At 66.1% G+C, this 11688-nt stretch carries 10 protein-coding genes, 2 tRNA genes and 3 pseudogenes; 2 read left to right on the top strand and 13 right to left on the bottom strand.

The features are described from left to right. Positions 1–56: 56 nt before the first annotated feature. Together ctaD and nrdF are read right to left on the bottom strand one after the other, a co-directional pair. Positions 57–1847 (bottom strand): aa3-type cytochrome oxidase subunit I, encoded by a 1791-nt coding sequence (gene ctaD / locus DYZ02_RS08965; protein WP_115685928.1) that lies wholly within the window; start codon positions 1845–1847, stop codon positions 57–59. A gap of 284 nt (positions 1848–2131) precedes the next feature. Further along, complete coding sequence (gene nrdF / locus DYZ02_RS08960; protein WP_115685927.1) at positions 2132–3133, bottom strand: class 1b ribonucleoside-diphosphate reductase subunit beta; 1002 nt, start codon at positions 3131–3133, stop codon at positions 2132–2134. 132 nt (positions 3134–3265) lie between these two features. Between nrdF and DYZ02_RS08955 the strand changes: the two genes are divergently transcribed. Beyond that, complete coding sequence (locus tag DYZ02_RS08955; RefSeq protein ID WP_115685926.1) at positions 3266–4003, top strand: FadR/GntR family transcriptional regulator; 738 nt, start codon at positions 3266–3268, stop codon at positions 4001–4003. Between the two features lie 33 nt (positions 4004–4036). Here the strand turns inward: DYZ02_RS08955 and nrdE are convergent, their stop codons facing one another. The 4 genes and pseudogenes from nrdE to ykgO form a co-directional block, all read right to left on the bottom strand. Beyond that, positions 4037–6211 carry a class 1b ribonucleoside-diphosphate reductase subunit alpha gene (gene nrdE, locus DYZ02_RS08950; protein WP_115685925.1) on the bottom strand — a complete coding sequence of 725 codons (2175 nt, stop codon included), beginning with the start codon at positions 6209–6211 and terminating at the stop codon, positions 4037–4039. A 127-nt stretch (positions 6212–6338) separates the two neighbouring features. Next, a pseudogene (gene nrdI, locus DYZ02_RS08945) lies at positions 6339–6761 on the bottom strand (class Ib ribonucleoside-diphosphate reductase assembly flavoprotein NrdI); the annotation flags it as partial. Between the two features lie 88 nt (positions 6762–6849). Beyond that, positions 6850–7080, bottom strand: coding sequence for a glutaredoxin-like protein NrdH (gene nrdH, locus DYZ02_RS08940; protein ID WP_115685923.1), 231 nt, complete (start codon positions 7078–7080; stop codon positions 6850–6852). Positions 7081–7417: 337 nt separating this feature from the next. Beyond that, on the bottom strand, positions 7418–7540 hold the full coding sequence (ykgO, locus tag DYZ02_RS08935) for a type B 50S ribosomal protein L36 (RefSeq protein WP_012732041.1): 123 nt from the start codon (positions 7538–7540) through the stop codon (positions 7418–7420). Positions 7541–7689: 149 nt separating this feature from the next. On the opposite strand from ykgO, the gene nadE reads away from it, so the two are divergent. Then, on the top strand, positions 7690–8535 hold the full coding sequence (gene nadE / locus DYZ02_RS08930) for an ammonia-dependent NAD(+) synthetase (protein WP_115685922.1): 846 nt from the start codon (positions 7690–7692) through the stop codon (positions 8533–8535). Here the strand turns inward: nadE and DYZ02_RS08925 are convergent. The 7 genes and pseudogenes from DYZ02_RS08925 to DYZ02_RS08895 form a co-directional block, all read right to left on the bottom strand. Continuing rightward, positions 8532–8882, bottom strand: a pseudogene (locus DYZ02_RS08925) (fructosamine kinase family protein); the annotation flags it as partial. The gene nadE and the pseudogene DYZ02_RS08925 sit on opposite strands and share 4 nt — an antisense overlap. A gap of 217 nt (positions 8883–9099) precedes the next feature. Beyond that, a pseudogene (locus tag DYZ02_RS08920) lies at positions 9100–9489 on the bottom strand (fructosamine kinase family protein); the annotation flags it as partial. A gap of 101 nt (positions 9490–9590) precedes the next feature. After that, positions 9591–10058, bottom strand: a complete 468-nt coding sequence (locus DYZ02_RS08915) for a methylated-DNA--[protein]-cysteine S-methyltransferase (RefSeq protein WP_115685920.1) — start codon at positions 10056–10058, stop codon at positions 9591–9593. A 57-nt stretch (positions 10059–10115) separates the two neighbouring features. Beyond that, a tRNA-Ala gene (locus DYZ02_RS08910) sits at positions 10116–10191 on the bottom strand. Between the two features lie 28 nt (positions 10192–10219). Next, positions 10220–10292, bottom strand: a tRNA-Ala gene (locus DYZ02_RS08905). A gap of 114 nt (positions 10293–10406) precedes the next feature. Further along, the gene (locus tag DYZ02_RS08900; protein ID WP_115685919.1) at positions 10407–11156 is read right to left on the bottom strand and encodes a DsbA family protein; all 750 of its coding nucleotides are present in this window, start codon (positions 11154–11156) and stop codon (positions 10407–10409) included. Between the two features lie 46 nt (positions 11157–11202). Beyond that, complete coding sequence (locus tag DYZ02_RS08895; protein WP_115685918.1) at positions 11203–11637, bottom strand: MauE/DoxX family redox-associated membrane protein; 435 nt, start codon at positions 11635–11637, stop codon at positions 11203–11205. Positions 11638–11688 lie beyond the last annotated feature (51 nt).

The following is an 11688-nucleotide window of genomic DNA, read 5'->3' as shown; positions in this document are numbered from 1 at the left end:
GTGCGCGTCAGGAAGGTGTCGTCAGGCCACGCCTTCGCGTGCGCGACGTCCCGGCCTTAGCGGCGCAGGTCGTTTGCGTTGGCGCGCGCTTCGGCTTCGTTGCCCGAGGGGTCGAACTCGTGGGACTCACCCTTCCAGGTGGCGGGGGTGTCCGCGTTGTGCCCGGTGTGGGCCTCACGGCGCAGGCGCTCCACCATGTGCGGGTAGTGCAGCTCGAACGCGGGGCGCTCCGAGCGGATGCGCGGCAGCGAGGTGAAGTTGTGGCGCGGCGGCGGGCAGGAGGTGGCCCACTCGAGGGAGTTGCCGTAGCCCCACGGATCGTCGACGGTGACGATCTCGCCGTAGCGCCAGGACTTGAACACGTTCCAGATGAACGGCAGCATACCGATGCCCAGGATGAGCGCGCCGATCGTGGAGATCTGGTTCAGGAGGGTGAACCCGTCGCTGTCCAGGTAGTCGGCGTAGCGGCGCGGCATGCCCATGTTGCCCAGCCAGTGCTGAACCAGGAAGGTCATGTTGAAGCCGATGAAGGTGAACCAGAAGTGGATCTTGCCCAGGCGCTCGTCGAGCATGCGTCCGGTCATCTTCGGGAACCAGAAGTACACGCCGGCGATGGCGGAGAACACCACGGTGCCAAAGAGGGTGTAGTGGAAGTGCGCGACCACGAAGTAGGAGTCGTGCAGGTGGAAGTCCAGCGGCGGGGAGGCCAGCATGATGCCGGTCAGGCCGCCGAAGAGGAAGGTGAACAGGAAGCCCATCGCCCACAGCATCGGGGTCTCGAAGGTGAGGTGGCCGTTCCACATGGTGCCCAACCAGTTGAAGAATTTCACGCCGGTCGGGACGGCGATGAGGAACGTCATGAAGGAGAAGAACGGCAGCAGGACCGCGCCGGTGGCGAACATGTGGTGCGCCCACACGGCCATGGACAGGCCGGCGATGGCCAGGGTTGCGAAGACGAAGCCGATGTAGCCGAAGATCGGCTTGCGGGAGAACACCGGGATGATCTCAGAGATCATGCCGAAGAACGGCAGGGCCAGGACGTAGACCTCGGGGTGGCCGAAGAACCAGAACAGGTGCTGCCACAGGATGGCGCCGCCGTTGGCGGTGTCGTAGATGTGGCCGCCCAGCAGACGGTCGTAGAGAACGCCGAGCGCGGCGGCCAGCAGCAGCGGGAAGATCATCAGGGCGATGATCGAGGTGACGAAGACGGTCCAGGTGAACACCGGCATGCGGAACATGGTCAGGCCCGGCGCACGCAGGGTGAGCACGGTGGTGACCATGTTGATCGCAGAGGCGACGGTGCCGATACCGGTTGCGCCCACGCCGACGATCCACAGGTTCGCGGAGACGGACGGGGTGTGGGTCGCGTCAGCCAGCGGCATGTACATGGTCCAGCCGAAGTCGGCCGCACCGCCCGGGGTGAGGAAGCCGGCCAGCATGGCCAGGACGCCCACCTGGGTGATCCAGAAGCCGAAGGCGTTCAGGCGCGGGAAGGAAACGTCCGGCGCGCCGATCTGCAGCGGCAGGACGAAGTTGGCGTAGCCCCACACCACCGGGGTACCGAAGGCGAGGAGCATCACGGTGCCGTGCATCGTGAAGAGCTGGTTGAACTGCTCGTTGGAAAGCATCTGCAGGCCCGGGCTGAACAGCTCGGCGCGGATGAGCAGTGCCATGAAACCACCGACGAAGAACCAGATGAAGGACATCATGATGTAGTAGATGCCCAGCAACTTGTGGTCAGTCGTCGTCAGCAACGAATAAAGTTTCGAGCCTTTACGGGCGTGCCCCGTCGGCTCGGGACGTGTCGGCGGGACATAGTTGTCCAGCCTTGGCGCCACAGCGGTCATACGATCCTCCTGACTTACAGCACGGGCTAGTCGGCGGCATTTGCCGTCAACGTCACTCGTGCCACAACTGATACCGACCCATCATAAGCGATCGGCACATGGAATTTCCAGCCATTACAGGCGGGCTACAGCAAAGAGTGTAGACCCCGGGGGCGGTCTCCGGGGGCCTCAGCGTTTTACCTGTGTCACACCCGTTCCGGTCTCCCGCTGCCCCGGGGCGCGCGAAAACCGGACCACCCCGGTCGGGGTAATCCGGTTCGCGGACGGACGGTGGAGCCGCAGCCCTAGAAGTCCCAGTCGTCGTCCTGGGTGTCCTCGGCCTTGCCGATGACGTAGGAGGAGCCCGAACCCGAGAAGAAGTCGTGGTTCTCGTCGGCGTTGGGCGACAGGGAGGCGAGGATGGCCGGCGAGACTCGCGTCTCGTCCCCCGGGAACAGCCCCTCGTAGCCGAGGTTGTTCAGCGCCTTGTTGGCGTTGTAGCGCAGGAAGCGCTTGACGTCCTCGGTCCATCCCAGCGGGTCGTAGATGTCCTCGGTGTACTGGATCTCGTTTTCGTAGAGGTCGTAGAGCAGGTCGAAGGTGTACTCCTTGAGCTCGTCCTTGCGCTCCTGCGTCTCGCCGCGCAGCCCCACCTGATACTTGTAGCCGATGTAGTAGCCGTGGACCGCCTCGTCGCGGATGATCAGGCGGATGATGTCCGCGGTGTTGGTCAGCTTGGAGTGCACGGACCAGTTCAGCGGCAGGTAGAAGCCGGAGTAGAAGAGGAAGGACTCGAGCATCACAGAGGCGATCTTCTTCTTCAGCGGGTCGTCGCCGCGGTAGTAGCTCTCGATGATCTTCGCCTTGCGCTGCACCTCCTCGTTCTCCTCGGTCCAGCGGAACGCGTCGTTGATCTGCGGGGTCGACGCGAGCGTCATGAAGATGTTGGAGTAGCTCTTCGCGTGCACCGACTCCATGAAGGCGATGTTGGTGTACACGGCCTCCTCGTGCAGCGTTTTCGCGTCCGGCAGAAGCGACACGGCGCCGACGGTGCCCTGGATGGTGTCCAGCAGCGTGAGGTTGGCGAAGACGCGCATGGTGGAGAGCTTCTCGTCATCCGTGAGCGTCTTCCAGCTGGGGATGTCGTTGGACACCGGGATCTTCTCGGGCAGCCAGAAGTTGCCGGTCAGCCGGTCCCAGACCTCGAGGTCTTTCTCGTCCGGAATGTCGTTCCAGTTGATCGCCTTGGCAGGGCCGGGGTGCTCGGCGAGAAATGCGTCGTAGTCATGCTCAGTCACACGCCCCATACTACGTCGCCCGACCGCGCCCGGGGCAGGCAACCCGGGTGCGGTTGTCGGCGGGCTGCGGTTCCGAGCCGCGCGGCCCTCGGGTTATCCTGAGCGGCGAACGTATTAACACTGCACACGCGAGGTGTTCGAATGGTTTTGTCCCCCGCCCCACGGGAGGCATCCGTGCCTCCCCTGCTCTCCGCCGTGCTTGACCAGCTGGGCCAGGACATCGTCTCGCGGAAAATGCCGGAGGATCACACCTTCACCCTCCGCGATCTCTCGGTGCGCTTCGGCATCTCCCGCACGGTCGCGCGCGAGGCCATGCGCGCCCTCGAGCAGCTGGGGCTCGTCTCCTCCTCGCGGCGCGTGGGCATCCGCGTGCTGCCGGAGAGGGACTGGGCGGTGTTCGACCGCGCGGTGATCAAGTGGCGCTGGGCCTCGGAGGCGCACCGGTCGCGCCAGCTCCACGAGCTCAACCAGCTCCGTTACGCGGTCGAGCCCCTCGCCGCGGGCCTTGCTTCTCGACGCTCCACCCCCGCCCAGGCCCAGACCCTGCTCCAGGTGGCGCAGGAGATGGAGGGCCTCGCGGCGCGCCCGGACGCCGACACCGAAGAGGTGCGCGCGCAGTTCCTCGAGGCCGACAAGCGCTTCCACACCCTCGTGCTGGAGGCCTCGGGCAACCACATGTTCGCCGCGCTCGCCCCCTCCATCCTGCTGCAGGTGGAGGCCCGGACCCGCTACGGGGACCTGCCGGTCATCCCCTCCCCCGCCTCGCTGACGGCGCACGCGGACGTCGCCCGCGCCATCGCGGCGGGCGACGCGGCGGCGGCCGAGGAGGCCACCCAGCGGGTGATGCACGAGTTCGAGCACACCATCTACGACTCGTAGGGGCGCTGGGGTGGCGTCGTCAAGCGCGTGCCCCTAGAGCATGCAGGAGACGCAGCCCTCGATCTCGGTGCCCTCGAGCGCCATCTGGCGCAGGCGGATGTAGTAGAGCGACTTGATGCCCTTGCGCCAGGCGTAGATCTGCGCGCGGTTGATGTCGCGGGTGGTCACGGTGTCCTTGAAGAACAGCGTCAGCGACAGGCCCTGGTCGACGTACCTCGTGGCCACGGCGTAGGTGTCGATGATCTTCTCGTAGCCGATCTCGTAGGCGTCCTTGAAGTAGCCGATGTTCTCGTTGTCCATGTGGGGCGCCGGGTAGTAGACGCGGCCGATCTTGCCCTCCTTGCGGATCTCGATCTTCGAGGCGATCGGGTGGATCGAGGAGGTCGAGTTGTTGATGTAGGAGATCGAGCCGGTCGGCGGCACCGCCTGGAGGTAGCGGTTGTAGATGCCGTCGCGGGCGACGTCCGCCTTCAGCTTCGCCCACTCCTCGGCGGTCGGGACCGCCGCCGACGAGGCGGCGAACAGGGCCTTGACCTTGGCGGTCTTGGGCTGGAAGTCCTCCGGGTTGTAGCGGTCGAAGAACTCGCCGGTGGCGTACTCGGACTTGGCGAAGTCCTCGAACGCCTCGCCCTTCTCCACGGCGATGGCGTGGGAGGCCTTGATGGCCTCGTACATCACAGCGGCGAAGTAGGCGTTGGTGAAGTCGAGCCCCTCCTCGGAGCCGTAGTCGATGTGCTCGCGGCCGAGGTAGCCGTGGAGGTTCATCTGGCCCAGGCCGATGGCGTGGGAGGCGTCGTTACCCTCGCGCACCGGGGGCACCGAGTCGATGGCAGTCTCGTCCGCCACGGCGGTCAGGCCGCGGATGGCGGTCTCGACGGTGCGGGAGAAGTTGTCGGAGTCCATCGCCATGGCGATGTTGAGCGAGCCCAGGTTGCAGGAGATGTCGTGGCCGACCTCGGCGTAGGTGAGATCCTCGTTGAGCACCGACGGGGAGTTGACCTGGAGGATCTCGGAGCACAGGTTGGACATGTTGATCCGTCCGGTCTTGACCGGGTTCGCCCTGTTCGCGGTGTCCTCGAACATGATGTAGGGGTAGCCGGACTCGAACTGGATCTCGGCGATGGTCTGGAAGAACTGGCGCGCGTTGATTTTCGTCTTGCGGATGCGCGGGTCCTCGACCATCTCGTCGTACTTCTCGGTGATGGACAGGTCCGCAAACGGCACGCCGTAGACGCGCTCGACGTCGTAGGGCGAGAAGAGGTACATGTCGTCGTTGCGCTTGGCCAGCTCGAAGGTGATGTCCGGGATGACCACGCCGAGGGAGAGGGTCTTGATGCGGATCTTCTCGTCGGCGTTCTCGCGCTTGGTGTCCAGGAAGCTGAGGATGTCCGGGTGGTGTGCGTTGAGGTACACCGCGCCGGCGCCCTGGCGCGCGCCGAGCTGGTTGGCGTAGGAGAACGAGTCCTCGAGCAGCTTCATCACGGGGATGACGCCGGAGGACTGGTTCTCGATGTGCTTGATGGGCGCGCCGGATTCGCGGATGTTGGACAGCAGCAGCGCGACGCCGCCGCCGCGCTTGGACAGCTGCAGCGAGGAGTTGATGGCGCGGCCGATGGACTCCATGTTGTCCTCGATGCGCAGCAGGAAGCAGGAGACGAGCTCGCCGCGCTGAGCCTTGCCGGCGTTGAGGAAGGTCGGGGTGGCGGGCTGGAAGCGCCCGGTCATGATCTCGTCGACGAGCGCGCTGGCCACGTCCTCGTTGCCGCTGGCGAGGAACAGGGCGGTCATGGCGACGCGGTCCTCGAAGCGCTCCAGGTAGCGGCGGCCGTCGAAGGTCTTGAGCGTGTAGGAGGTGTAGTACTTGTACGCGCCGAGGAAGGACTGGAAGCGGAACTTGTAGGAGTAGGCGCGCTTGAAGGTGTCCTTGACGAAGTCCCACTCGTAGGCGTCGATGACGTGCGGCTCGTAGTACTTGTTCTCGATCAGGTACCGCATCTTCTCTTCCAGGTCGTGGAAGTAGACGGTGTTCTGGTTGACGTGCTGCAGGAAGAACTGGTTCGCGGCCTCGCGGTCCTTGTCGAACTGGATCTGCCCGTTCTCGTCGTACAGGTTGAGCAGCGCGTTGAGCGCGTGGTAGTCGAGCTGGTCGGTTGCCCGGGCCGGCTCGGGAACGTTCCTGCCGTGCTTTTCGGTGGTGGGGGTGGACACTGTTCAAACGCTCCTATGCTGATTTCCTGTTGCTGTATTTCTCTCGCAGCCGCGCCAGGCGGGCCGCGCTCTCCCGCTCGGCGGCGTCGTCTTTCGCCCTGAGCTTGTCGACGTCTTCCCTGGCCAACGGTTCGAGCCCCAGCCTCCCGGCGTGGGCGATGAGCTGATGGCGGACGTGTGCGGCGTCCCCCTCCGCGCCCATGAGCTCAAAGCGGAAGAGGTACGGCACCTTGCACTTGGCCGATATTACTTCACCGGCCAGACAGAAGTCCGGGCCGAAGTTGGAGTTGCCCGCCGCGATGACCCCGCGCAGCAGCTCCCGGTTGCGCTCGTTGTTGAGGAACCCGATGACCTGCTTCGGCACCGGACGCGTGTTCTCGTGGGAGATGGACGCTCCCCCGCCGTACGTCGGGCAGATCAGCACGTAGGGCTCGTCGACGGTGAGCTCCTCCTCCCACCGGTACAGCGGGATCCGCCGGGCGGGCAGGCCCACCTTCTCGACGAAGCGCTTAGTGTTTCCTGTGGCGGAGGAAAAATAGACGATAAGCATTGTTTTCTCGCGGGTTTCTCACGCTCGTGTCGGGTGCCTCACGCGAAAAAGCCGCCCAGATCGAGACGGCTTTCGGGCGGCGGGGACGTTAGGCTGCTGCCTGCAGGCCGCGGATGCGGTCCGGGCGGAAGCCGGACCAGTGCTCGCCGTCCACCTCGACAACGGGGGCCTGCAGGTAACCGAGGGCCATGACGTAGTCGCGGGCCTCGTCGTCCACGGAGATGTCCACGAGGTTGTACTCGAGGCCGGCCTTGTCCAGGGCCTTCTTCGTCGCGGTGCACTGGACGCAAGCGGGCTTGGTGTAAACAGTGATGGACATAACCTGTTGGCTCTTTCTCTGCGAAGTTTGTGTTCTTCCCTTGGCGCCGAACCCGTCGGCGTGACACTGATAAACACTATACTTTGTGGCAGGTTTCGGCAACCGATACTGTATATAGTAGTTACACTCGTGATATTCCCAGGACAGGCCACGCTAATCACCCACATGTAGTTCGCTATAACCAGTTGCGCCTGAAACCGAAGACCTCAGCGCGGTTCGGGGCCCTATTTTGCCCGCCGAAACGCGCTGAGGTCTTCCGTTCCCCGCGCAATGCACAGCAAAGCGAACACCCCGCCCTCCGGGACCGGAGAGGCGGGGTGTTCAGGGATGCGCGGGACTAGCCCTGGCGAGCCTTGAAACGCGGATCCTTCTTGTTGATCACGAAAACCTTGCCGTGGCGGCGCACAACCTGAGCGCCCGGCTTGTTCTTCAGCGACCGAAGCGACTTGCGGACCTTCATCGGGCGCTCCTTTCTGAGTGAGGTTTCATCCATTACGGCGACTCCTCCCCGGCGCGGGCCAGGCCCAGGCCGGTCGGGTCGCGACACGGCAGGTCATATTACCTGATGAGCCGCCGTGCTCAAAATGCCCCGCCGCCCGGCGCGCTACGATGGCGCCCATGTCTACCAACAACGGCACCCTGCAGGCGGGCATCATCGCGGCCCTCGGCGTCTCCCCCACCATCGACGCGGCGCGGGAGGTCGACAGGCGCGTGGCCTTCCTCGCGGACTACCTGGCGGCAACCGGCGCGAAGGGCTTCGTCCTGGGCATCTCGGGCGGCCAGGACTCGACGCTGGCCGGGAGGTTGGCGCAGCTTGCCGTCGAGAAGCGGCGCGCGGAGGGCGGCGAGGCGAGCTTCGTCGCGGTGCGGCTGCCCCACGGAGTGCAGGCCGACGAGGCGGATGCGCAGGCGGCGCTGGAGTTCATCCGGCCCGACGAGCGCGTCACCGTCGACATCGAGCCGGCGACGACCGAGATGTCCCGCGCTGTCGGCGCTGCCCTGCGGAAGGACGCTCTGGGTGACTTCAACAAGGGCAACGTGAAGGCCCGCATGCGCATGGTCGCGCAGTACGCGATCGCCGGCGAGCGCGGCATGCTGGTCATCGGCACGGACCACGCGGCGGAGAACGTCACGGGCTTCTTCACCAAGTTCGGCGACGGCGCCGCCGACCTGCTCCCCCTCGCCGGGCTGAACAAGCGGCAGGGCGCGGCGCTGCTTGCCCACCTCGGGGCCGAGCGCAGGCTCTGGGAGAAGGTGCCCACCGCCGATCTGGAGGAGGACCGCCCCTCGCTGCCCGACGAAACCGCCCTCGGCATCACCTACACGGACATCGACGACTACCTGGAGGGCAAGCCAGTCCCGGACGCCGCCCGCGAGCGCCTCGAGCACCTCTGGCGCGTCGGGCAGCACAAGCGCCACCTGCCCCCGGGCCCGGCCGAGACCTGGTGGTGCTAGCCCACCAGGTCCAGGGTGCGCCGCGCCGCCTCCTCCAGCGCCCGGCCGTAGGAGGGCCCGTGGGTGTAGGCGTGCACCGCCAGCGGGTGCATCTGGTGGAGGGGGATCCGCTCGCGCCAGCCGTCGGGCAGTGAGTAGCCCGCGCAGATCTCGTCGAAGTGGGGCGCGCCGAACAGCTCCAGCATCGCGATGTCCGTCAGCGGGTGCCCGCCGTGGGCCGCCGGGTCGATGAATCGCGGCCCCTCCGGGGAGAAGAGCAGGTTGCCCGCCCACAGGTCGCCGTGGATGCGCGCCAGCGGGGCGTCCTCATCCTCGGCGAGCAGCGCGTCGCACGCCCGCTTCACGACGCCCCACCCCTGTCCCTTATACACATCTGACGCTGCCGACGATCTACTCTGTGTAGATCTCGGTGGTCGCCGTATCATTAAAAAAAAAAAAGCCTATCACCCTGTCTCTTATCCACCACTGCCCCTTCCGACCGCACGGCAGCGTTAGCTACCGCGGACCGTCACGCCCCCTACCTCGAGAGTGAGCGAATCTGCTTGCCGCGTCTCACGNGCCCCACCCCTCCCCCGACAGGTTCCCCGCCCCGCGGGCCTTCTCCGCGAAGGGCAGCACCCGCTGGTGCACGTAGAACGGCGCCCAGCGCGGGGTGGGCGTGCACTCCTGCTGCACGCGGCCGATGAAGTTCGGCCCCTCCCAGCCGTCCGCGGGTGCGCCGAAGGCGGACGCACCGCACGCGTGGATCCTCGCCAGCTCCCGCCCGGCGCGCCGCGCGGCCTCGGGGGTGGGGCGGGCTGAGTCGACCCGCTCGATCGTCAGGGTGTTGGCGGCGTCGTCGACGGCGTAGACCTCGACGACTGCCTCGCTGCCCTCGCGCAGCCACCGCAGGTACGCGGCCTCCGCTGCCGCGGCGCCGGGGGCGCTTCCGGTTTTGGTGAACGTTGGCCTCATGCCGCGCCACCGTACCCGAAGTGGCCCAGCCTCAGGGCAAGAACAAAAGGGTAAGAATCCGCCATGTCAGCCACAGAAACCGGATTCTTGCCCTTCCGTTCTTACCCGGAGGCGCACTCCAGCTCCAGCAGCCACCGCTTCGCCTCCGGCCCGCCCCGGTAGCCGCCGAGGGAGCCGTCGCTGCGCAGCACCCGGTGGCAGGGCACGACGATCGGCAGCGGGTTCGTCGCGCAGGCGGTCCCGACCGCCCGCACCGCCTTCGAGTTGTCCACCTGCCGGGCAAGCTCGCCGTAGGAGCGGGTCTGCCCAAAAGGAATCTCAAGCAGGGCGCGCTGCGCCTCCCGGCGGAACCCGCTGCTGAAGCGCCAGTCGAGGGGCAGGTCGAACTCGCGCCGGCGCCCCGCGAAGTACTCGCCCAGCTGCTTCTCGGCCTCCGGGTAGGCCGCCTCCTCCCCTTCCCGGGCGGCGCCCTCTGTCCCGAAGGCCACCCGCGCCAGGCCGAGCTCGGAGCGCACCAGCACGAGCTCGCCGATCGGGGTGGCGAGCGTGCTCCACGTGAAAGTGCCCATGGGCGCCCAGTCTAGACGCGAAGCACCCCCGGCCCATGCTCGGACCGGGGGTGCGGATGGTGGAGCTAACGGGATTCGAACCCGTGACCCCCACACTGCCAGTGTGGTGCGCTACCAGCTGCGCCATAGCCCCATTGCGGAAACGGTATGAAGTTAGGGAGTGGAGCTAACGGGATTCGAACCCGTGACCCCCACACTGCCAGTGTGGTGCGCTACCAGCTGCGCCATAGCCCCGTTGCGCCGAGCCTGCGCTCGAACAACTTCGATCAATATACACGCGGGCCGCGAGGGCAACCAAATCGCTCCCGCGGCCCCGGGAAAGCGCCCGGTTGGGCGTCGATAAGCGTGCTAGCTGGTGGCCGCCTCGAGCCACTGCGTGATGTCGCCGCCCGGCACCTCGAGGTCCTTGTCATCGCGCATCACGCGCGGGGTGTAGGCCTCGCCGGTCTTCTCGTTCTGGTAGTCGAGGTTGGCCTTGCCCATCTCCTCGGCGACCGGCACGTACTTGCCCTCGCGGATGTCCTTGACGGCCTGCTCGCTCGCCCCGAAGTCGCGGGCCTGGTCCGCGAAGCCGTTGTGGTCCAGCTTGTTGTAGAGGCCCTGCTGGTTCTCGAAGAGGGTGACGCGCAGGTTCCACATCGCCTTGACGTCGTTGTTCGCCGCGAGCGCCAGCTCCGCCGCGAGCGCGCGGGTGGAGTGGCCCTGCTCGTACTGGGCGCCCTGGCCGTCGAGGAAGGTCATCGGGTGCAGGTTCACGGTGACATCGCCCGCCTGGATCTTGTCCAGCATCTCGCCGTCCGTGGCCTTGGCCAGGTCCGCACAGTGCGAGCAGGAGAAGTCCTCGAAGAGGTCGACGGAGGGGGTGCCCTCGGCCGCCTCAGCGCCGGCGAGGACGAGGTACGGGTCGCCCTCGTTGTAGCTGACCGTCAAGTTGTCCACGGCGATCATCTTCTCGGCGATCGCCTCGTTGCGCTGGGTCCGGCCGTTGAAGAAGACGAGGCCGATGACGACAGCCGCGATTACGACGATGGCGAGAAGCGCCCAGATGAAGCCTGCCCCGCCCTTGGCGTTGGGGTTTTGCACTTTGCGAGTGGTCACGTTTTTCAACCTTTGCTTGTCAGGGGGATGTGCGGACGCACCGATTCTAGGGGTAGAGCGCGAATTTCCGGTATGGACGGTAGATCATGAACAGGGTGATGAGGATGTAGCCGACGTCGCGCCCGATGGTCATCACCAGGTTCGTCCCCTCCTCGCCCTCGCCGGGGCTGAAGCAGCCGCAGTCGATGACGAGCCCGCGCGACCAGGCGGAGGCCAGCCCGATGATGAACAGGCTGAGCACGCCGATGGAGACCCACCCCGCCGGGCGCAGCTTGATGCCCAGAAGCAGCAGCAGGCCGCCCGCGATCTCCAGCGGCCCGATGAGGGTGGCCAGGAGGTCCGACCAGTCCGGGGTGAAGATCTCGTAGGCCATGATCGTCTGGGTGACGTCCATGTGGACGCCGATCTTCGACGCCCCCGCGGAGATCCAGATGTACGCCATGAAGAACCGCGCCGCCGCCGAGAGGACGTCCAGCACCATTTCCCGCGTACCGAGTGTGTCACTTTCTTTCGTTGTCACATACACGACCTT

Source organism: Corynebacterium senegalense, from assembly GCF_900411315.1.
GTDB classification, from domain to species: Bacteria; Actinomycetota; Actinomycetes; order Mycobacteriales; family Mycobacteriaceae; genus Corynebacterium; species Corynebacterium senegalense.
This window is presented reverse-complemented; position numbering and strand designations above follow the sequence as displayed.